Annotated in this window: 3 protein-coding genes; 2 read left to right on the forward strand and 1 reads right to left on the reverse strand. The window is 70.1% G+C overall.

All coding sequences use genetic code 11. The features are described from left to right. The first annotated feature begins 13 nt into the window (after positions 1-13). Positions 14-10,729 (forward strand): amino acid adenylation domain-containing protein, encoded by a 10,716-nt coding sequence (locus AB4Z09_RS04040; RefSeq protein WP_442239208.1) that lies wholly within the window; start codon positions 14-16, stop codon positions 10,727-10,729. A 132-nt stretch (positions 10,730-10,861) separates the two neighbouring features. After that, positions 10,862-23,050, forward strand: coding sequence for an amino acid adenylation domain-containing protein (locus tag AB4Z09_RS04045; RefSeq protein WP_442239209.1), 12,189 nt, complete (start codon positions 10,862-10,864; stop codon positions 23,048-23,050). An 86-nt stretch (positions 23,051-23,136) separates the two neighbouring features. Here the strand turns inward: AB4Z09_RS04045 and AB4Z09_RS04050 are convergent, their stop codons facing one another. Further along, positions 23,137-24,102: an esterase/lipase family protein gene (locus AB4Z09_RS04050; RefSeq protein ID WP_442239210.1), complete on the reverse strand. Its 966-nt coding sequence runs from the start codon at positions 24,100-24,102 to the stop codon at positions 23,137-23,139. Positions 24,103-24,237 lie beyond the last annotated feature (135 nt).

Consider the following 24,237-nt stretch of genomic DNA (forward strand, 5'->3'; position numbering starts at 1 on the left):
AAGGACAAAGAACATGGCGGCCCAGCAGCCCGGAGTCGACTCGTTGACGGTCGAGGATCTGCCTCGACTCCTCGCCGGGGTGGTCGAGGTCGATCCCGAGCGGATCGCCCTGACCGCTGGTGACATCACCGTCACGTACGCACAGCTGAAGCAGGAGATCGAGACCCTCGACGCCGCGATGGGCGGGGTGCTCGGCATCGATGCGCTCGTGCCGGTCGTGCTGTCCACCGTGGCGCCGGGTCTGCTCGAGGCGCCCGAGACCGGGGGACTGCCCGGGCTGCTGAGTGCCCTGTTCAGCGATGCCGCCGAGGTGCTCGGGGACGACGCAGCGGCGTCCGCCGAGCCCGCAACCACGCTCGCCTCACTGTTCGACGAGCAGGTCGCCGCCACCCCGGACGCCGTCGCGCTCGAGTTCGACGGCGCGACGCTGACGTATGCCGAGTTCGATGCCCGCGCCAACCGCCTCGCGCGCCACCTGATCTCGCTCGGTGTCGGTCCGGACACCCTGGTGGGTCTCGGCATCCGGCGATCGATCGACCTGCTGATCGGGATGTACGCAATCGTCAAGGCGGGCGGCGCGTACGTCCCGCTGGACCCGGACCATCCGGCCGACCGCCTCGGCTATGTGCTCGACATCGCTCGTCCGGCCGCGATCCTCACGACGACTCGGGACGGTCTCACGCTCGACACCGACACCCCGGTCCTCGCGATCGACACCCTCGATCTGCACGCACTGTCGGCCGATCCGGTCACCGACGTGGACCGTCTCACACCGCTGACGGGCGAGAACCTCGCGTACGTCATCTTCACGTCCGGGTCCACCGGCCGCCCGAAGGGTGTGGCAGTCGGGCACGGTGCGATCGTCGCGAACCTGCGCTGGCGTCAGCACATGTACCCGATGACGGCAGCCGACGTGGTGCTGCAGAAGACGCCGTTCACGTTCGACGTGTCGGTGTGGGAGTTCTTCTGGCCGCTGCAGGCCGGTGCGCGTCTGACGATCGCGCTGCCGGACGGCCACCGCGACCCCGCGTACCTGGCCCGCACGATGGTCGAGCGTGGCGTCACCGTCGCGCACTTCGTGCCGTCGATGCTGTCGGTGTTCGTGGCGTCCCTGGCGAGCGGAGCGACGGGGGATCCGGGACAGCCCGCCGCAGCGACCGTCACCACGCTGCGGAACGTGTTCGCGTCGGGTGAGGCGTTGCCACCGCAGACCGCGGCCCGGTTCCGTGACGTCACCGACGGCTCGACCACAGCACTGCACAACCTGTACGGCCCCACCGAGGCCGCCGTGGACGTCACTTTCCACGAGGTCACCGCGGCCGACACCGCCACGGTGCCGATCGGCGCCGCGGTGGCCGACACCGGCCTGTACGTGCTCGACGACGGACTGCGCCGCGTTCCGGCCGGGACCGAGGGCGAGCTGTATCTGGCGGGCGTCCAGCTGGCACGGGGTTACCTGCAGCGTCCCGACCTGACGGCCGACCGGTTCGTCGCCGACCCGTACGGCGGCCCGGGCGAGCGCATGTACCGCACCGGTGACCTCGTCAAGCTCGGCGGTTCCGGTGAGCTGGAGTACGTGGGCCGCACCGACTTCCAGGTGAAGCTGCGCGGTCTGCGCATCGAGCTCGGCGAGATCGAGTCGGCCCTGCTGGACCACGATGCGGTGTCGCAGTCCGTCGTGGTCGTGCACGCCGACCCCGAGCTGGGCGACCACCTCGTGGCCTATGTCGTCACCGACAGCGGGGCGCCCGTGGACCGCGAGGAGATGGCCGCCACGGTGAGCGCGCGGCTGCCCGAGTACATGGTGCCGTCCCTGTTCGTCGCGATGGCCGAGTTCCCCCTGAACGCGAGCGGCAAGCTCGACCGCAAGGCCCTTCCCACACCGGACTTCTCGTCGCTGGCGAGCGAGTACCGCGCGCCGAGCACCCCCACCGAGGAGATGCTGGCGGCCACGTTCGCGGAGGTCCTGGGCGCCGAGCGGATGGGCGTCGACGATGACTACTTCGCCCTCGGCGGCAACTCGCTGAGCGCGACCCGCGTCGTCGCGCGGATCAACGCCGAACGCGGCATCCGCATCGACGTGCGCGACTTCTTCGACGCGCCGACCGTCGCCCGGCTCGCGGCCCTGGTGGACGCACAGGTCGCCGCGGGCGGCGACACCCGCGCCCCGCTGGTCGCGCAGCCGCGCCCGGAGACCGTGCCGCTGTCGCTCGCACAGCAGCGGATGTGGTTCCTCAACCGCTTCGACACCGACTCCGCGGTCAACAACATCGTCGTCGCGATCCGATTGTCGGGCTCGCTCGACGTCGCTGCGCTGCGCGGCGCGGTGAACGATGTCGTCGCCCGGCACGAGTCGCTGCGCACGGTCTTCCCGGAACGGGACGGCGCCGCGAGCCAGGTGATCCTGCCCGCGGACCGGGCCACCGTCGATCTGGACGCCGAGGCGATCAACGAATCCGACATCGTCGGTGCGGTCACCGAGACGATCTCCCGTGGATTCGATGTCACGGCCGCGGTCCCGATCCGGATGCGGCTGCTCGCGGTGTCCGCCACCGAGCACGTGCTCGTGGTGGTGGTCCACCACATCAGCGCCGACGGCTTCTCGATGGGACCGCTGACCCGTGACGTGATGGTCGCCTACACGGCGCGATCGACCGGAACCCCGCCGGGCTGGACGCCGCTCGACGTGCAGTACGCCGACTACGCGCTGTGGCAGCGTGAGGTTCTCGGCAGCGAGGACGACCCGGAGTCACTCATCGCGCGGCAGGTGGACCACTGGCGCGCCGCTCTCGCCGACCTGCCCGATCGGCTGGATCTGCCCGCGGACCGCCCGCGCCCCGCGATCGCGTCGAATGCCGGCGCATCGCATCGATTCGGGATCGACGCGGCACTCGCGGCGCGACTCGACGCCGTCGCGCGTGAGGCCGGCACGACCCCGTTCATGGTGGTGCACGCCGCGCTGTCGGTGCTGCTCGCCCGGCTCAGCGGCACCACCGACATCGCGATCGGCACCCCCGTCGCCGGTCGTGGCGAGGCCGCGCTCGACGACCTCGTCGGCATGTTCGTCAACACGCTCGTGCTGCGCGCCGACGTCCGGGAAGATCGCCCGTTCACCGAACTGCTCGCCCAGGTTCGCGCGTCGGATCTCGAGGCGTTCGGTCACGCCGATGTCCCGTTCGAGCGGTTGGTCGAGGTTCTGAGCCCGGCCCGCTCGCAGGCGCGGCATCCGCTGTTCCAGGTGGTGCTCTCGTTCCAGAACATGGACCGGACCGAACTCGCCCTCGGTGACCTGACCGTGTCGGGCGTCGACTTCGATGCCGCCGTCGCGAAGTTCGACCTGGCGGTGACGCTCGCCGAGGCCGATTCGGGCGCAGCAGGATTCGACGTCGACCTCACCTACGCGACGGACCTGTTCGACGCGTCGACGATGCGTGCGTTCRCGGAACGGTTCCTGCGGGTACTCGGGGCGGTCACGGCCGATCCGTCCGTGGTGGTCGGCGACATCGAGATCCTCGACGGCGCCGAGATGTCCGCGCTGACGGCGGCCGACGGCCGTGTCACCGAACCGCTCCTGCTGCCACGGATCCTCGAATCCGCGGCGAGCACCGATCCGTCCGCGATCGCCCTCGTGGCGGGGGAGCGGACCGTCAGCTACCGCGAACTCGACGAGAGCTCGTCGAGGTTGGCGCGCGTGCTGATCGACCGCGGTGCGGGACCCGGCGATGTCGTCGCGATCGCGCTGACCCGCTCGATCGATTCGGTGACCGCCGTGTGGGCGGTCGCCAAGTCCGGTGCCGCGTTCGTACCGGTGGACCCGAACTACCCGGCCGATCGCGTGACGCACATGGTGTCGGATTCTCGTGTGGTGCTGGGTATCACGCATGCCGAGCATGCCGACGCGCTGCCGTCCGGGCTGCCGTTGCTCGTGCTCGACGACGCAGCAACGGAACAGCAGATCGCGAGCGCGTCCGCGCTGGCGGTCTCCGATGCCGACCGGCGGCGCCCCCTGCACCTCGCCGACGCCGTGTACGTCATCTACACGTCGGGGTCGACCGGCGTGCCGAAGGGCGTCGTCGTCACCCACACCGGGCTGTCGGCCTTCGCCGACGAGCAGGTGGAGCGCTACCGACTCGGATCGGGTTCGCGCACGCTGCACTTCGCGTCACCGAGCTTCGACGCGTCGGTTCTGGAACTGCTCATGGCCTTCGGTGCCGGCGCGACGATGGTCATCGCGCCGACGACCATCTACGGCGGGCACGAACTTGCCGAACTGCTGCGGCAGCAGCGCGTGACGCACGCCTTCGTCACGCCTGCCGCTCTCGCGTCGGTCGATCCGGCGGGCCTGGACGCGCTGGGGGTAGTCGTGGTCGGCGGCGAGGCCTGCCCGGCCGACCTGGTGTCCCGCTGGGCGCCGGGCCGGGCGATGTTCAACGCGTACGGCCCCACCGAGGCGACCGTGGCGTCGAACATCTCCGACGCGCTGGTGCCGGGGGAGCCGGTCACGATCGGCCGCGCCATCCGCGGCGCGACCGCCTACGTGCTGGACGCGCGGCTGCGGCCCGTGCCCGCCGGGGTTCCCGGAGAGCTCTACCTCGACGGCGTCGGCGTCGCCCGCGGCTACCTCGGCCGTCCCGGCCTGACCGCGGAGCGGTTCGTCGCGAACCCGTTCGGCGACCCGGGAAGCCGGCTGTACCGCACCGGCGACGTTGTGCGCACCGGTACCGACCGCGTGATCGACTACGTGGGCCGCGCCGACGACCAGGTGAAGCTGCGTGGCTTCCGGATCGAGCTCGGCGAGATCGAATCGGTGCTGGCCGCACACGAATCCGTCGCGCAGGCCGCCGTGCTCGTGATCCGCGACCAGCTCGTTGCGTACGTGACCGCGGCCGACGGTCGCACGATCGACGTCGCGGCGTTGAAGGAGCACGCGGCCCGGTCACTGACGGCCTTCATGGTGCCCGCTGCGGTGCTGGTGCTCGACCGGTTGCCGCTCACCGGCAGCGGCAAGCTCGACCGCAAGGCGCTGCCCGAGCCCGAGTTCGAGACGGCGGTGTTCCGGGCCCCGGCGACGCCGGTCGAGGAAACCGTGGCAGGGGTGTTCGCCGACGTCCTCGGCGTCGACCGGGTGGGGCAGGGCGACGACTTCTTCGCGCTCGGCGGCAACTCGCTGCTTGCGACGCAGGTGGCCTCCCGCTTGGGTGCCGCACTGGGCACGACCGTCCCGGTCCGGCTGCTGTTCGAGGTCTCCACCGTGGAGGCACTCGCGGCCCGCGTGATGGAATCCGACGCCGGCGCCCGGACGGCGCTCGTCGCGCGGCCGCGTCCCGACCGGATCCCACTGTCACTGGCGCAGCAGCGGTTGTGGTTCCTCAACCGCTTCGAGCCGGAGTCGGCGGTGAACAACATCCCGCTCGCGATCCGACTGTCCGGAGCGCTGGACGTCGGCGCCCTCGCTGCCGCGATGGGCGACGTGCTCGACCGGCACGAATCGCTGCGTACCGTGTTCCCCGACATCGATGGCGTCGGATACCAGCAGATCCGGCCCGCGGTCGAGGTGTCGGCGCCGCTTTCGGCGGAACCGATCTCGGATGTCGACCTGCCCGCGATCGTCGATTCGATGGTGACGGCCGGGTTCGATCTGACTACCGACCTGCCCGTGCGGATGCGACTGTTCTCGGTGTCGGAGACCGAACACGTCCTGGTGCTCGTCGTGCATCACATTGCGGCGGACGGCTTCTCGATGGGCCCATTGACCCGCGACGTCATGATCGCGTACGCGGCGCGATCCGCCGGGACCGTGCCGGGCTGGGCGCCGCTGGGTGTGCAGTACGCCGACTACACGCTGTGGCAGCGTGAGGTTCTCGGCAGTGAGGACGACCCGGAGTCACTGCTCGCCCAGCAGCAGAACTACTGGACATCCGCGCTCGCCGGTCTGCCCGACCAGTTGGATCTGCCGTCGGACCGTCCCCGTCCCGCCGTGTCGTCGTACCGGGGGGCACGGCTGTCCGTCCCGCTGAGCGGAGAGTTGCAGACCGCGCTCGCCGAACTGGCCCGCGCACGCGGCGTCACCCCGTTCATGGTGGTGCACGCGGCGCTGGCGGTGCTGTTGGCTCGGTCGAGTGGCACCTCCGACATCGCCGTCGGCACGCCGATCGCGGGCCGCGGCGAGCAGGCGCTCGACGACCTCGTCGGCATGTTCGTGGGCACCCTCGTGCTGCGCAGTGACGTCGACACCGCCCGCTCGTTCGACGATCTCCTGGCCGCGGTGCGTGAGACCGACCTGCAGGCGTTCGGACATGCCGACGTGCCGTTCGAGCGGTTGGTGGAGATCCTCGACCCGACGCGTTCGCAGTCGCGGCACCCGCTGTTCCAGGTGATGCTGACGTTCCAGAATCTCGGACGCACCGACCTCGCGCTGGGCGGGTTGACCGTCTCCGAGGTGGAGTTCGACTCCACGACAGCGAAGTTCGACCTCCAGGTCACCTTCGCCGAATCGACCGGCGAGACGCCCGACCTGACGATGGATCTGACGTACGCGACCGATCTGTTCGACGAGGCGACGGTCCGCGCCTTCGGCGACCGGTACCTGCGGATCCTGTCCGCCGCGACGGCCGACCCGGGAGTACCCGTCGGCGAGATCGACCTGCTCGACGACTCCGAACGCGACCTGGTGCTGCGGCAGTGGATCGACACCGACCACGACGTGCCGCGGGCGACGCTGGTCGACCTGTTCGAGGCACAGGTGGTGCGGACTCCGGAGGCGACGGCGCTGGTGTTCGAAGGAGAGTCGCTGAGTTACGGGGAGTTCGCTGCGCGGGTGAATCGCACGGCGCGCCTGTTGATCTCGGAAGGTGTGGGTCCGGACTCGTTGGTGGGTCTGGGGATGCGGCGTTCGCTGGATCTGCTGGTGGGCATGTATGCCGTGCTCGCCGCGGGCGGCGCCTACGTTCCGGTGGACCCGGATCAACCGGCGGAACGCAACGCCTACATCCTCGACACCGCGAAGCCGGTACTGGTCCTGACGACCTCGCGCGACGGCGGTGATCTGCCCGGTGCCGCAGCGGTGGTCGAACTCGACACGACCGATGTGTCCGGTTTCTCGGACGCGCCGATCGTGGACGCGGAGCGGCGGGCACCGCTGCGGCCGGAGAACACTGCGTACGTGATCTTCACGTCGGGGTCGACGGGTCGGCCGAAGGGTGTGGCGGTCGAGCACGGCGCGATCGTGAATCGTCTGGTGTGGATGCAGGCCGAGTACGGGCTGACCGCGGGCGATGTGGTGTTGCAGAAGACGCCGTTCACGTTCGATGTGTCGGTGTGGGAGTTCTTCTGGCCGTTGCAGGTGGGTGCGCGTCTGGTGGTGGCGGCGCCGGATGGTCATCGGGATCCGGGTTATCTGGTGCGGGTGATGGCCGATCGTGGTGTGACGGTGGCGCATTTCGTGCCGTCGATGTTGTCGGTTTTCGTGGCGGAACCGTCTGTGTCCCGGGCGGATTCGCTGCGCTTGGTGTTCGCGTCGGGTGAGGCGCTACCGGCCAGGGCCGCCGAGCAGCTGCGTGCCGTGTTGCCGTCCACAGTCCTGCATAATCTGTACGGGCCGACCGAGGCCGCGGTGGATGTGACGTTCCACGAGGTGACGGCGGCGGACGATACCGGGGTGCCGATCGGTGCGCCGGTGTGGAATACGCAGGTGTTCGTCCTCGATGCGCGGCTGCGTCCGGTGCCGGTGGGTGTGCCGGGTGAGCTGTATCTGGCGGGCGTGCAGTTGGCGCGTGGGTATGTCTCGCGCGCAGACCTGACGTCGGATCGGTTCGTGGCGAATCCGTTCGGTGACGGCGGCGAGCGGATGTATCGCACGGGCGATCTGGTGAAGTGGAATGCGTCGGGCGAGCTGGAGTACATCGGGCGTACGGACTTCCAGGTGAAGTTGCGTGGTCTGCGGATCGAGTTGGGGGAGATCGAGACCGCTCTGCTGGCGCAGGAGTCGATCGCGCAGTCCGTGGTGTTGGTGAAGTCGGATCAGTTGGTGGCGTATGTGGTGCCGGCGCCGGACAAGACGGTCGACACCGAGGTCGTGAAGGCCACACTTGCGACGTCGTTGGCGTCGTACATGGTGCCGGCGGTGTTCGTGGTGCTGGATGCGTTCCCGTTGAATGTGTCGGGCAAGCTGGATCGGAAGGCGTTGCCGGAGCCGAGTTTCGAGGCCACGGCGTTCCGTGCCCCGACGACGCCGGTCGAGGGGATCGTGGCCGGCGTGTTCGGCGAGGTTCTGGGGATCGAGCGGGTGGGTCTGGACGACGACTTCTTCGGTCTCGGTGGCAATTCGCTGCTGGGAACGCAGGTGGTGTCGCGGCTGGGTGTCGCTCTCGATGCGCAGGTGCCGGTGCGGACCCTGTTCGAGGCGTCGACGGTGGAGGCGCTTGCCGCGCACGTTGCCGCGCTGACGGGTTCGGGTTCACGCCGCCCGCTCACCGCGCGGCCGCGCGGTGAGCGGATCCCACTCTCGCTCGCGCAGCAGCGCATGTGGTTCCTGAACCGGCTCGAGCCCGAATCCACCACGTACAACATCCCGCTGGCGATGCAGCTCACCGGCGACCTGGACGACGGTGCGCTGCGTGCAGCCCTGCAGGACGTCCTCGTCCGCCACGAGGCGTTGCGCACGTACTACCCGGAGGACGCGGACGGCCCGTACCAGGTGATCCTGCCGACCGATCGGGTCGAGTTCGATCTCACGCCCGTCTCCGTGAACGCGGACGAACTGCTCTCCCACGTGAGCGGTCTGCTCGGCCAGGGCTTCGACGTGACCAGCGGTGTGCCGGCGCGGGCGGGACTGTTCCGGATCGACGACCGCACCCACGTCTTCGCGTTCGTCGTCCACCACATCGGCGCGGACGGTGTCTCGATGGCGCCGATGGCCCGGGACCTGGTCGCCGCGTATGCCGCTCGCAGCCGGGGCGAGGCACCGCAGTGGTCCCCGCTCGCGGTGCAGTACGCGGACTTCGCGCTGTGGCAGCGCGAGGTGGTGGGCTCGGCGGACGAGCCCGGCACGGTGGCCGCCGACCAGCTCGAGTACTGGGTGCGGACGCTGTCGGGCGCGCCGGATCTGCTCGACCTCCCCACCGACCGTCCCCGCCCGCCGGTGGCGTCGATGCGCGGAGCCGAAACAGGTTTCACGATCCCGGCCGCACTGCACACCGCACTCGATTCCCTCGCGCGGGCCGAGGGCGCATCGCTGTTCATGGTGGCGCACAGCGCGTTGGCCGTTCTGCTCGCGAGGCTCAGCGGAACCTGGGACGTCACGGTGGGCACCCCGATCGCCGGACGCGGGGACGCCGCGCTCGACGATCTCGTGGGCATGTTCGTCAACACGCTCGCGCTGCGGACGGAACTGACGTCGTCGATGACGTTCACGGATGTCCTCGCTCGCACCCGTGAGACGGATCTGGCGGCGTTCGGCAACGCGGACCTGCCGTTCGAGCGCGTGGTCGAGGCAGTGTCGCCGTCCCGCTCGACGGCGCGGCACCCGCTGTTCCAGACCGTGCTGTCGTTCCAGAACCAGCAGCAGGCCGCACTCGAACTTCCCGGTCTGACGGTGGGCGCGGTGCCGGATCAGGAGCGGGCCGCCAAGTTCGACCTGCAGCTGACACTGGTGCCCGCGCCCTCCGGAGATCTCGAGGCGCTGTTGACCTATGCGACGGACCTGTTCGACGAGTCGACGGTCGCGATGCTGGGGCAGCGGTTCGTCCGCATCCTCGAGGCCGTCGCCACCGATGCCCGCGCCGTCGTCGGTGACATCGACATCGTGTCCGACGCGGAGCGCGCACAGCTGCGCAGTGCCGCAACGGTCGGACGATCGGCGAACGTCGAGTCGGACGCAGTCGTCGTGCCCAGCGGCAGCACGCTGCCGCAGATCCTCTCCGCGGTGGTGGAGGCCGATCCGGAGGCCCCCGCGATCTCGGACGACGGTGAGGAGATCACCTACGGTGACCTCGACGAGCAGTCGTCCAGGCTGGCGCGGCTGCTGATCGGCGAGGGCGTCGGCCCGGGTCACCAGGTGCCGATCGTGCTGCCGCGCTCGGCGGACGCGGTGGTCGCGGCGTGGGCGGTGCTCAAGAGCGGTGCCGCGCTGACACCGATCGACGCAGCGGACGCGGATCGGATGCCGTCCGGCATGCCGGCCAAGGTCGGCATCACGACGTCCGCACACGTCGACGCCCTTCCCGACAGCATGGAATGGGTCGTGTTGGACGGCGACGCGGACCGGATCCGCATCGACGAGCAGTCGGGCCGACCGGTCACCTACACCGAGCGGATCCGCCGACTGGGCTCCGAGGATCCCGCAATCGTGGCGGCAGACGGATCGTTCTCGCTCACCCACGGAAACGTGGTGGCGTTCGCGGAACGGGACCGCGCCCGCTACGACATCACCTACGAGTCCCGGACCGCGTGTACCGAGCCCCTGAGCAGCGTGTGGTCCGCGATCGAGCTGATCATCGCGTCCACCGCAGGTGCGGTGACCGTCGTCACGGCACTACCGGACGGTAACGTCACCGACCTTCTGGCCGACGAATGGGTGACCCATGCGTTCGTGTCGGCGGCCTGCGCGCAGGCCCTCGACGTGGAGGAACTCGAGGATCTCGAGGTCCTCGTGCTCACCGACGGCGCACTGCCGGAGGAACGGCCGGAAGTCCGGCGGGTCGTCGCCGATGCGGAGGCATGGTCCGCGTGAGGCGATAATGATGGTTTGTCCCGGGCGATGTATGTGTAAGGAATGAGTCACTGTGCTGCGTTGTGAGATGCCGAGTCGGCAGAAGCCGAGTCTTCGGGTGCAGGCGATCGACGCACGAGGTGTTCTGAACGCATGAGCGAGAAGGGTCGGGAGCTGCACGGGAATGACGGAGACGAGCGCAAGCGCACCAGGCGCCCGCGCCCGGAACGCCGGGAACGTCCGGCGCGCCGGAGCCGTCCCCGTTCGACGACGCTGCCGCAGTTGCTGGCGGCCGCTGTCGAGCGTGACCCGTCGGCCACCGCCCTCGTGTGCGGCGACCGCTCTCGCACCTACGAGGACCTCGACGCGTGGTCCTCGCGTCTCGCCCGGGTCCTGATCGAACGGGGCATCGGTCCCGGCGACTCGGTCGCGGTGGCCGTGCCGCGGTCCATCGACTCGGTGTCGTGCGTGTGGGGTGTCGCGAAGTCGGGTGCGGCCTTCGTGCCCGTCGATCCGAACTATCCCGCCGACCGTGTCGAGCACATGGTGACCGACTCGGGCGTCGTGGTGGGACTGACGACAGCCGAGTCCCGCGATTCGCTCCCGGACTCCGTCGAATGGCTCGTCCTCGGCGACGACCTCGAACGTGTACTGGCCGAGCATTCCCCGGAGCCGATCTCCTTCGCCGACCGCAGCCGGGTGCTGGCGGACGCCGATCCGGCGTACGTGATCTACACATCCGGTTCGACCGGCCGCCCGAAGGGTGTCGTCGTCACACAGGCCGGCCTGGGCGACTTCTGCGCCGAACAGGTCCGTCGTTACAACCTCACCGCACAGGCCCGTACCCTGCACTTCGCGTCGCCCAGCTTCGACGCCTCGGTTCTCGAACTACTCCTGTCCGTGGGCGCCGGTTCGACGATGGTGATCGCACCCCCGACGGTGTACGGCGGTGACGATCTCGCCGAACTGATTGCGACGCAACGCGTCACGCACGGCTTCGTCACCCCCGCGGCGCTCGCGTCGGTGAACCCCGAGGGGCTGGATACCTTCCTCGACGTCGTCGTCGGAGGCGAGGCGTGCCCGCCCGATCTGGTGACGCGCTGGGCCACATCCGGCCGCAGGTTCTTCAACGGTTACGGCCCCACCGAGACCACGATCATGACCGCGATCTCGGATCCGCTCGTCCCCGGCGAACCGATCACGATCGGCGGTCCCACGCAGGGCATGTCGCTCGTGGTGCTCGACGACCGGCTGCGGCCCACCCCGGTGGGCGTCGCGGGTGAGCTCTACGTGCAGGGCCCGGGCGTCGCCCGCGGGTACCACGACCGGTTCGCGCTCACCGCGGAGCGATTCGTCGCGTGCCCGTTCGGTGAGCCCGGGACCCGGATGTACCGCACCGGCGACGTCGTCCGGTGGAACGCGAACCAGCAGATCGAGTACGTCGGCCGCTCCGACTTCCAGGTCAAGATCCGTGGCTTCCGCATCGAGCTGGGGGAGATCGACGCCGCGCTGGCCGAGCACGACGATGTGGACTTCGCCGCCACCGTGGCGCACGAAGCCACCACGGGCAGCAAGGTTCTCGTGTCCTACGTGCGTCCGGTCTCCGGCCGCCAGATCGACACCGCGGCGTTGCTCGAGTTCGTCGGACGTTCCCTGCCGCGGCACATGGTGCCGTCGACCGTCATGGTCCTCGACGACATCCCTCTCACGCCGGTGGGCAAGCTCGATCGGCAGGCGCTGCCGGCGCCGGTGTTCGAGGCGCGCGAGTTCCGGGCCCCGGTCACCCCGGCGGAGGAACTCGTCGCGTCGGTGTTCGCCGACGTCCTCGACGTCCCGCAGGTGGGGCTGGACGACGATTTCTTCGAACTCGGCGGGAACTCGCTGATCGCGACGCAGGTGGTGTCGAGGTTGGCTGCCGCGGTCGACGCGCAGATTCCGGTGCGTGCAGTGTTCGAGGCGTCCACCGTCGAGGCGCTCGCGGCCCAGGTGTCCGAGGCCGCCGGTTCCGGCGCGCGCACGGCGCTGGTGGCGGGGCCGCGCCCCGAGCGGATCCCGTTGTCGCTCGCACAGCAGCGGCTGTGGTTCCTCAACCGCTTCGACCCCGAATCGTCGGCCTACAACATTCCGCTCGTGCTGCGGCTGTCCGGGGAGCTCGACGCCGGCGCACTGCAGGCCGCGGTCGCGGACGTCGTGGCGCGGCACGAGGTGCTGCGGACCGTCTACCCGACCGTCGACGGCGTGTGCTTCCAGCAGGTACTCGATCCCGGCGCGGGCGTCCCGGACCTGGTCCCGACTCGGGTCCCGGAGTCCGAGTTGCTCGGTCACGTGACCGAGTTGGTCCGCACCCCGTTCGACGTCTCGAACGAGGTGCCCCTGCGGGCACGGCTGTTCCGGGTCGCGGACGAGCAGCACGTCCTCGCCGTCGTCGTGCACCACATCGCGGGCGACGGATTCTCGATGGGGCCGCTGTCGCGCGACGTCATGACGGCATACACAGCCCGCGCCAACGGTGACGAGCCCGGTTGGGCGCCGCTCGCGGTGCAGTACGCCGACTTCGCGCTGTGGCAGCGGGAGGTGCTCGGGTCGGACGACGATCCGGACAGCGTGCTCTCGCGTCAGATCGCGTACTGGACGAGCACCCTCGACGGGCTGCCCGACGTGCTCGATCTCCCGTTGGATCGTCCGCGGCCCGCGGTCGCGTCCGGTCGCGGTGCCACGCACTCGGTCCGCCTGGATGCCGACACGCACGCGGGCATCGAGGAACTCGCGCGGGCGCACGGGGCGACACCGTTCATGGTCGTCCACGCCGCGCTCGCGGTCCTGTTGGCGCGGTACACCGGGACCGGGGACATCGCCGTGGGCACCCCGGTCGCCGGTCGTGGTGAGGCCGCGCTCGACGACCTGATCGGCATGTTCGTCGGAACCCTGGTGCTGCGCACGGCCGTCGACGACGACCTCGGATTCGTCGACCTGCTCGCCGCGGTCCGGGACTCCGACCTCGCCGCGTTCGAGCACGCCGACCTGCCGTTCGAGCGGCTCGTCGAGGCCGTCGATCCGGTTCGCTCGCAGTCGTATTCGCCGCTGTTCCAGGTGAGCCTGGCGTTCCAGAACCTGGAGCGGAGCGTGCTGCGTCTGGGCGAGTTGAGCATCGAGGCGGTCGACGCGTCCGTCGCGACCACGCAGTTCGACCTCGACTTCGTGTGCGCCGACCATTTCGACGACGCCGGTCGTGCCGCGGGGATCGACGTGTTCTTGACGTACGCGACCGATCTGTTCGACGAGCCGACCGCACRCAGGCTCGTGGACGGCCTGTCCCGGATCGTCGCCGGCGCGGTCGCCCACCCGGACACCCGGGTGGGACTGCTCGAGCTCGAGGATCCGGCCGAGCGTCGGGCCGTGGCCGCCGCGGCCGACGACACCGCGCGGGCCGTGGCGGCGGAGACCCTCGTGGATCTGCTCGACGCCCAGGTCGCGGCGCGCCCGGACGCCACCGCTGTGACGTTCGAGGGACGTTCGCTCACCTATCGCGAATTCGATGCGCGCGTCAATCGTCTGGCGCGCTACCTGATCGCGCAGGGCGTGGGCACCGAATCGCTCGTGGGGATCGCGCTCGAGCGGTCGTTCGAGATGCTGGTCGCGATGTACGCGGTCGTCAAGGCCGGTGGCGCGTACGTGCCGATCGATCCCGAGCACCCCGCCGAGCGCATCGCCTACGTGGCGGAGTCCGCCGCACCGCGTCTGGTGCTGACCACCACCGCGCACGCCGCCGTGCTGCCCGGCGGCCAGCCGTGCGTCGAACTCGACGGCCTCGTCCTCGACGGGTTCGGCGACGCACCCGTCACCGACGCGGACCGCCTGCGGCCGCTGCGGGTGACGAACACCGCCTACGTCATCTACACGTCCGGTTCGACCGGACGACCCAAGGGCGTCTCGATCGGTCATGCCGCGATCGTGAACCAGTTGCGTTGGCTCGCAGACGAGTACGGCGTCACGTCGGCCGACCGGGTCATGCAGCGCGCCCCCTTCACCTTCGACGTCTCGGTGTGGGAGTGCTTCCTGCCCGCGTCAGTCGGCGCGCACCTCGTGATCACCCGGCCCGGGGGACATCGCGAACTCGACTACCTCGCATCGGTGATGCGGGAGCGCCGGATCACCGTCGCCGAGTTCGTGCCGTCCGTGCTGGCCGCGTTGCTGGCGGACGGGGAAGGCGATGCACTCGCATCGCTGCGGCACCTGTTCGCCGGCGGCGAGGAGTTGACCGCCGAACTCGCCGAGGAGCTGCGCGGGTACTGCGCGGGCGCGCTCCACAACACCTACGGGCCCACCGAGGCCGCGATCACCACGACGTTCCACGAGCTCGTCGGGCCGGTCGGCGCGAGCGTGCCGATCGGGCGGCCGGTGTGGAACACCCGCGCACACGTGCTCGACGCGCGGCTGCGGCCGGTCCCGGTCGGTGTCGCGGGCGAGCTGTATCTCACCGGTGCCCAGTTGGCGCGCGGATACCATCGACGGCCCGACCTCACCTCCGACCGGTTCGTCGCGAGCCCGTTCGACGTCGGGCAGCGGATGTACCGCACCGGCGACCTGGTGCGCTGGAACAACGACGGTGCGCTGGTGTACCTCGGCCGCACCGACTTCCAGGTCAAGATCCGCGGACTGCGCATCGAGCTGGGCGAGATCGAGTCCGCGCTGGCAATGCGGCCCGGTGTGGCGCAGGCCGCCGTCGTGGCCGCGGACGAGCGACTCGTCGGATACGTCGTCGCGGACGGCTCGGGCGTCGAACTCGATCCGTCCGAACTGCGCAGTGCCGCAGGACGAATGCTCCCGTCGTACATGGTGCCGACCGCGGTGGTGGTACTCGGCGAGTTCCCGCTCAGCTCCGCGGGCAAGCTGGACCGGAAGGCGTTGCCGGCACCGGTGTTCGCCGCGAAGGCATTCCGCGAGCCGTCCACGTCGGCCGAGCAGCTCGTGGCGGGCGTGTTCACCGACGTCCTCGGTGCCGAGCGTGTCGGCCTGGACGACGACTTCTTCGAACTCGGAGGCAACTCGCTCGTCGCGACGCAGGTCGTCTCCCGGCTCGGTGCCGCCGTCGATGCCCGGGTCCCGGTGCGGGTGATCTTCGAGGCGTCCACCGTCGAGGAGTTGGCGCGCCGGCTGCCCGCGCTCTCGGCGGCCGGGGGCCGTGTCGCCCTCGGGCCGCAGGCGCGGCCGGACCGGATCCCGCTCTCGCTCGCGCAGCAGCGGATGTGGTTCCTCAATCAGCTCGACCCCGACTCCGCCGTCAACAACGTGCCGATCGTCATCCGGCTCTCGGGTGACCTCGACGTCCCGGCGCTGCGCGCCGCGATGCTCGACGTGGTCGAGCGGCACGAGTCGCTGCGCACGTTCTATCCGCAGGTCGACGGCGTCGGCTTCCAGCAGATCGTCGCGGCCGACGGTGCGGTGACGCTGAGCGTCGAGCATCTGACCGAGTCGGAGACGCCCGCACGGGTCGCGGAACTGGTCTCCGCCGGATTCGACGTGACCGCGGCCGTTCCGGTGCGGGCCGCGCTGCTGCGGCTCACCGAGACCGACAGTGTGCTCGTTCTCGTGCTGCATCATATTGCGGCGGACGGGTTCTCGATGGGACCGCTCACCCGGGACGTCATGACGGCGTACGCGACGCGGTCCGTGGGTGCGGCGCCCGGCTGGGCGCCGCTGCCGATGCAGTACGCGGACTACGCACTGTGGCAGCGCACGGCCCTCGGCTCCGAGGACGATCCGGCTTCGACGATCTCCGCGCAGGTCGGCTACTGGCGGACGGCCCTCGCGGGGCTTCCCGAGCAGCTGGATCTGCCCACCGACCGCCCCCGCCCCGCGGTGGCAACGAATAGTGGTGCCACGTACCAGTTCTCGATCGACGCCGCGTTGTCGGCGGCGGTTGGCGACCTGGCCCGCGCGCACGGCGCAACCCCGTTCATGGTGATCCATGCGGCACTGTCGGTGCTGCTGTCCCGGCTCAGCGGCGCCTCCGACGTCGCCGTCGGAACACCCGTGGCGGGCCGCGGCGAGGCCGAACTCGACGACCTCGTCGGCATGTTCGTCAACACCCTCGTGCTGCGCACCCACGTCGACGGAGCGGACTCGTTCGGCGACGTCCTGCGCCGGGTCCGGGCGTCGGATCTTTCCGCGTTCGAGCACGCCGACGTGCCGTTCGAGCGGCTCGTGGAGGTGCTCAACCCGGAGCGGTCGCAGGCCCGGCATCCGTTGTTCCAGGTGGCGTTGGCCTTCCAGGGCCTCGAGCAGTCGTCGCTCGAGCTGCCTGGGCTCACGGTCTCCGGCGTCGACTTCGACGTGGCGCTGGCCAAGTTCGACCTCCAGATGACGGTCGCGGGCGCCTTCGCCACGGATACAGCCACCGACACCGACACCGCGGCGGCGCCGACCGACACGACCGTTGAACTGACGTACGCCACCGACCTGTTCGACGAGTCGTCGATGCGACTGTTCGGCGAGAGGTTCGTGCGTCTGCTCGGGTCCGTGGTCGCGGACGCCTCGCGGCCGGTGGGCGACATCGTGTTGCTCGCGGACTCCGAGCTCGCGGAACTGGCCGGGGTCGCCGGTCCGGCGGTCGTGCATCGAGAGACGCTCGCCGCCATCCTTACGCGCGCCGTCGCTTCCCACGCGGAGGCCCCGGCCCTGAGCTGTGACGGCACCACCCTGACCTACCGCGAGCTGGACGAACGGTCGAACGCGCTGGCGCGGGAGCTGATCGCGTCGGGCGCCGGACCGGACAGTGTCGTGGCGCTATCGTTCCCGCGCTCGTGGCAGATGGTGCTGTCGGTGTGGGCTGTCGCGAAGACGGGCGCGGCGTTCGTGCCGGTCGATCCGACCTACCCGGATGACCGCGTCGCGCACATGGTGACCGACTCGGCGGCCGTGCTGGGTATCGCGGACGCCGCCGCGGTCGCGGCGCTGCCGCCCGCGGTGCAGTGGTGCTCGCTCGACGACCTCGAACGCCGGGCCGCGGCGCAGTCGCGCTCGGTGGCCCCCGTCGGCGACGCCGATCGCATCGCCGCGCTGCATCTCGACCACGTCGCCTACGTGATCTACACGTCCGGGTCGACCGGCAAACCCAAGGGCGTCGCCGTCACCCACCGCGGCCTGTCCGGCCTGGTGGACGAGTCTGTCGACCTGTACGCCGTCACGCCGTCCGACCGGGTGCTGCACATCTGTTCGCCGAGCTTCGATCCGTCGGTCTTCGAATGGATGCTCGCGGCCGCTGCCGGCGCGGAACTGGTGGTCGTCCCGCCGTCGATTCTCGGTGGCGCGGAACTGCATTCGCTGCTCGCCGAGCGGCGGGTGACGGTCGCGATCATCACGCCCGCCRTGCTGGGCTCGATGGAGGCGCAGGGACTCGACGATCTGCGGCTGCTGTCGGTCGGCGGCGACGCGTCCACCACCGAGCTCGTGAGCCGGTGGGCGCCGGACCGTCAGTTCTTCAACGCGTACGGCCCCACCGAGACGACGATCGTGTCGACCCGGTGCGAGCTGTTCGCGGGCAAGCCGATCACGGTGGGCGCACCCGTCCCCGGTGTCGGAGCCCTCGTGCTCGACGGGCGACTGCAGCCGGTCCCGGTCGGCGTGGCCGGCGAGCTGTATCTCACCGGCGGCGCCCTCGCCCGCGGATACCAGGGGCGGCCCGGTCCGACCGCGGACCGGTTCGTCGCCAGCGCGTTCGGGGAACCGGGGGAGCGGATGTACCGCACCGGTGACGTGGTGCGCTGGACCGCCGCCGGGGCCATCGAATACGTCGGCCGGTCCGACTTCCAGGTCAAGGTCCGCGGCTACCGCATCGAACTCGGCGAGATCGACACCGCCCTCACCGAGCACCCGGGCGTGACGTTCGCCGTCACGGTGGCGCAGCCCCTGCCGTCGGGGCAGGCCGCGCTCGTGTCCTACGTGCTCGCCGACGCGGGAGTCGAGACCGACGCCGTGACGCGGCACCTGCAGTCGCGGCTGCCGTCGTACATGGTGCCGGCGTCGATCGTCGTGCTCGACGAGGTGCCGCTCACCCCCGTCGGCAAGCTCGACCGTCAGGCACTGCCGGTGCCGACGTTCGAGGCCAAGGCGTTCCGGGCACCGGCGACCGCCGTCGAGCAGATCGTTGCGGGCGTGTTCGCGGACGTGCTCGGCGTCGACCGCGTCGGACTCGACGACGACTTCTTCGAGCTCGGCGGCAACTCGCTGATCGCGACGCAGGTGGTGTCGCGGTTGGGTGCAGCCCTCGACGCGCGCATCCCGGTGCGTGAGGTGTTCGAGGCGTCGACGGTCGAGGCCCTCGCCGCACGTGCGGGGTACCTCGGCGGAAGCGGCCGCGCACCTCTCGTCGCGCAGGACCGTCCCGAGCAGGTGCCGCTGTCGCTGGCGCAGCGGCGGATGTGGTTCCTCAACCGGCTCGAACCCGAGTCCGCGGCCGACAACATCCCGGTCGCCGTCCGGCTGTCCGGCGAGCTGGACGTGGCCGCGATGCGCGCCGCGATCGCCGACGTGATCGAACGCCACGAATCGCTCCGGACGCTGTACCCCGAGCAGGACGGTGTCGGGCACCAGTCGGTGCTCCCCGTGCAGCAGGTGCTGTCCGGCTGGGAGATCGGTCCCGAGACCGTCCCCGCCGACGAACTGGTCGCCTGCATCACCGACCTCGCACTGACCCGGTTCGACGTCGCAACCGCGGTGCCGCTGCGGGTGCGCCTGTTCGCGGTGTCGCCGTCCGAGCACGCGCTCGCGTTCGTGGTCCACCACATCGCCGCGGACGGCGTCTCGATGGGGCCGCTCGTCCGGGACGTCATGATCGCGTACACCGCGCGCGCCGCCGGCTCGGCCCCGAGTTGGACGCCGCTCGCCGTGCAGTACGCCGATTACGCACTGTGGCAGCGGGAATCGCTCGGCGACGAGTCGGACCCCGCATCGGTAATCGCGAAGCAGATTGCCTTCTGGAGTGCCCAGCTGTCCGGAATCCCGGACCAGCTGGACCTGCCGACCGACCATCCGCGACCCGCCCAGCAGTCCTACCGGGGTGCGACGGTGGTCGCCGACGTCGACGCGTCGACGCACCGTGACCTCGTCGACCTCGGCAAGGCGCACAACGCGAGTTCGTTCATGGTCATGCACGCGGCACTGGCGGTGCTACTGGCCCGCCTGTCGCGCTCGGACGACATCGTCGTCGGAACACCCACCGCGGGTCGTGGCGACGTGGCCCTCGACGACCTGGTCGGCATGTTCGTCAACACCCTGGCGTTGCGGACGCACGTCGACCCCGCCGAGTCGTTCACCGAGCTGCTGGCCCGGGTGCGCGCGGCGGACCTCGACGCCTTCGAACACGACGACGTGCCGTTCGAGCGGCTCGTCGAGGTGCTCAATCCGGTCCGCTCGACGGCACGGCATCCGCTGTTCCAGGTGGGATTCTCCTTCCAGAACATGAATCTCGGCACGCTCGCGTTGCCCGGACTGGACGTCGGACCCCTCGACATCGACGTCGACCTCGCCAAGTTCGACCTGCACGCGACGATCGTCGACAGCACGGACGAGCACGGGAACCCGGCCGACGCTGCGGTCCAGTTCACGTACGCGACGGACCTGTTCGCCGAGTCCACGATCCGACGGTTCGTCCAGATGTACGTCCGGATCCTGCGTGCCGTGGTCGCCGACCCGTCGGTCGCGGTCGGCGATCTCGACATGATCGATCCGCGGGAACGGGATCGGGCGCTGGTCGAATGGAACGCCACCGCGCATCCGCTCGACCCGACCCGGACCCTGGTCGACCTGTTCGACGCCCGCGTCGCCCAGGCGCCGGACGCTCCGGCGCTCATGACGGACACACAGCGACTGACCTACGGCGAATTCGATGCGCGGGTCAATCGACTCGCACGGCGACTGATCGCGATGGGCGTCGGACCCGAGTCGCGAGTGGCTCTCGCGATGCGCCGCTCCGTCGAACTGATCGTCGGAATGTATGCGGTGTCCAAGGCCGGTGGCGCGTACGTCCCCATCGACCCGGACCATCCCGCGGACCGGACCGGCTACATCCTCGAGACCGCGGACCCGGTGTGCGTGCTCACCACGATGCGCGACGGATTCGAGGTCGCCGCACCCATTCCCGTCGTGCACCTCGACACGTTCGACGGCGGCGAGTTCGGTGCCGATCCGATCCGCGGCGACGAGCGCACCGCGCCGCTGCGCCCCGCGAACACCGCCTACGTGATCTTCACGTCCGGTTCGACGGGACGCCCGAAGGGTGTGGCCGTGAGTCACTCGGCGATCGTCAACCAGCTCGAATGGAAGCGCGTCGAGTACGGTCTGGGCCCGGCCGACGCGGCCCTGCTGAAGACCGCGGCGACGTTCGACCTGTCGGTGTGGGAGTTCTGGTCGGCCCTCACCTCCGGTGGACGCCTGGTCGTCGCGTCGGCGGACGGTCACCGCGACCCGGGCTACCTGGGTGCGCTGATGCGTCGCGAGGGGGTCACGACCCTGCACGTCGTGCCGTCGATGCTGCAGGCGCTGCTGACCGAGTCCGAGGATCGGCTCCCCGAATCGCTGCGCCGTGTGCTCGCGATCGGCGAGGTCCTGCCGGCGGACACCGCCGCCCGGTTCGCCGCGGCGGGCAGCGCAGACCTGTTCAACCTGTACGGCCCCACCGAGGCCGCGGTGTCGGTGACCGCACAGCGGGTGGACGAGGTCGACGGATCGGCGGTCCCGATCGGCGGACCCGAATGGAACACCCGTCTACTCGTGCTCGACGACCGTCTGCGTCCCGTCCCCGTCGGCGTGCCCGGCGAGCTGTACCTGGCCGGCGCCCAGCTGGCCCGCGGCTACTACGGTCGGGCGGCGCTGACGGCCGACCGTTTCGTCGCCGACCCGTACGGTCCGGCCGGGGAGCGGATGTACCGCACCGGAGACGTGGTCGCGTGGCGTGGCGACGGGACCCTCGACTACGTCGGCCGCGCCGACTTCCAGGTCAAGGTCCGCGGATTCCGGATCGAGCTGGGCGAGATCGAGGCCGCGCTGCGATCCCGCACCGACATCGCCGAGGCGGCGGTCACGGTGTGGAGCGAGGCGCGGGCCGGTGACCGTCTCGTCGGGTACGTCGTGCCGTCCGGGTCGGACACCCTCGACCTGGAGGAAATCGAGTCGACCCTCACGGCGACGCTGCCGTCGTACATGGTGCCGTCGATGTTCGTGGAGCTCCAGGCGCTCCCGCAGAACGTCAACGGCAAGATCGACCGCAAGGCGCTCCCGGACCCGGTGATCGAGGCACGCGAGTTCCGGGCGCCGGTCACCCCGGTCGAGACGGCCGTCGCCGAGGCATTCGGCGAGGTACTCGGGATCGAACAGGTCGGTCTCGACGACGACTTCTTCGAACTCGGAGGCAACTCGCTCGTCGCGGTCACCGTCATCTCCCGGCTGCGCAGCGCGGTGGACGTCGACATCCCGCTGCAGTGGATGTTCGTGGACCCCACCGTCGCGAGCCTCGCCGCGCGCATCGAATCCGGTGCCGCGGACCTTCCTGGCGCCGCGGAGTCGGGCGGTCTGGGCGTGGTGTTGCCCTTCCGTGTCTCGGGAGGCAAGGCGCCGCTGTTCTGCATCCACCCGATCACCGGCCTGTCGTGGGGATTCGCCGGTCTCGCGGGCTACGTCGACGAGGACCGGCCGATCTACGGCATCCAGTCGCCGACGCTCAGCGAGGACACCGCGCTTCCCGCCACGATCGAGCAGTGGGCGCAGCTGTACGTCGAGGAGATCCGGCGCATCCAGCCGCACGGGCCCTACCATCTGCTCGGGTGGTCGATGGGGGGCTCGGTCGCGTATGCGATGGCGGTCCACCTGCGCGCGGTCGGCGAAGAAGTGCGGATGCTCTCGATGCTCGACAGCTACGTCGCCGATCCGGAGAACCGGGTCGACCCGGATGCGGATCCGTCGCTGGCCGACCTGTTCGGTGACTTCGCGGTCCAACTCGCCGGCGGCGACATCGCATTGCGCGAGATGAGCCCGGACAAGGTCGAGGAGATCCTCCAGGGACTGCCCGCGCCGTTCGACCAGATCACCGACATGGGCTGGCAGCGGATCCTGGCCGGAATCGCGCACTCGTCGAGCCTGCTCGACAGGTATCGGCCGACCGGCTTCGACGGCAACGTGCTGTACTTCAACGCCGAACTGGACGGTGAGAGCGGTGTCGACGGCTGGCGGGACTGGGTGCACGGAGCTGTCGACGTCGTCTCGGTGCCCGTAAGACACCGGGAGATGACCTCGCCGAAGGGGCTCGCGGTCATCGGCCCGGTGCTCGACAGATACCTGCGCGGCTGACGGGCAGAGTCCCGACCGACGAAACGGCGGGCCCCTCCGGGAAGGAGGGGCCCGCCGTCGGTCCTTCGCGGCCGAGACCGTTCGGGTCAGCAGGGGACGGCGTTGCCCCGTCCGAAGGACGGATCCAGGGCCGCCTTCACCAGGAATACCGAACGCTGATCGCCCAGCAGGTCGGCGTGCCCCAACCGGGCTCCCGGACACGCGTCCTGCACCCACGTGTTGCGCACCGACGAACCGGGACCCGGCACGAGGAACGAGCCGATCGGTGGCGTCACGATCTCGTCGGCCTGTGACGCGATCACCGTGTAGTCGACGCCGGGCACAGTCTCGCTGCCGGCGTTGAGCTGTTCGAGGAACCGCGATCCGACCAGCTGCTGGTACGACGCCAGCCCGAACGTGAACTCGACGATTGCCTGATTGGTCGCCTCGTCGGTGAGGCGAAGCGACGTGAACGCGGTGAACAGGTCCTGCATCCCGCTGAACGTCGTGCCGTGGGTCGTGGGCCCGAGCATCACGAGGCTGCGCACCTTGTTGCGCGACGGAACGACCGGGTCGGCTCMGCCCTCGAAACGCAGGTACTGGCGGGCCGTGGTTCCGCCCTGGGAGTGGCCGACGATGTCGACCTGGGCCGATCCGGTGCGAGCACGGACCGTGTCCACGAACGATGCGAGTTCGCGGGCGGAACCGCGGATGTCGCCGGTGCCCCACGAATGCGCCGCGGCGCCGTAGTTCAGTGCGTAGACGCAGTAGCCCGCGTTCCGCAGCGCCGGCGAGATCACATTCCAGCTCTGCAGCATGCTCATGCCGGTGCCGTGCACCAGGACCACCGGCCGGGGGTGTTGCGTGCTCGGGCGGCACGACCAGTCGTTGGCGCCCTCCGGCGCGGCGTCGGGTGGTGTCAACGAGCGCGCGGCGGGGGCCGCCGACGGTAGGACGAGGCTGCCCGGAGCAGGCTCGGCGGTCGCGGCGGCCGGGTGAAGCCCCATTGCGCCGAGAAAGACCGCTGCCGTGGTGGCGAGGACTCTCGCCACCGAGCGTTGCCGAAGGGCCATTCTTGTGCTCCTGTAAACCTGCGGACGGGCAGTGATTCGCTAAATTGATATCAGACGAAAAGGGCATTCACCCCGGTATTCGGATGAACAATTCGGGGGTGTTCCGGAGGCGCCGGGACAGAACCGATTCAGCGG

It is taken from the genome of Rhodococcus sp. TAF43 (assembly GCF_052113525.1).
In the GTDB taxonomy this organism is placed as follows: domain Bacteria; phylum Actinomycetota; class Actinomycetes; order Mycobacteriales; family Mycobacteriaceae; genus Prescottella.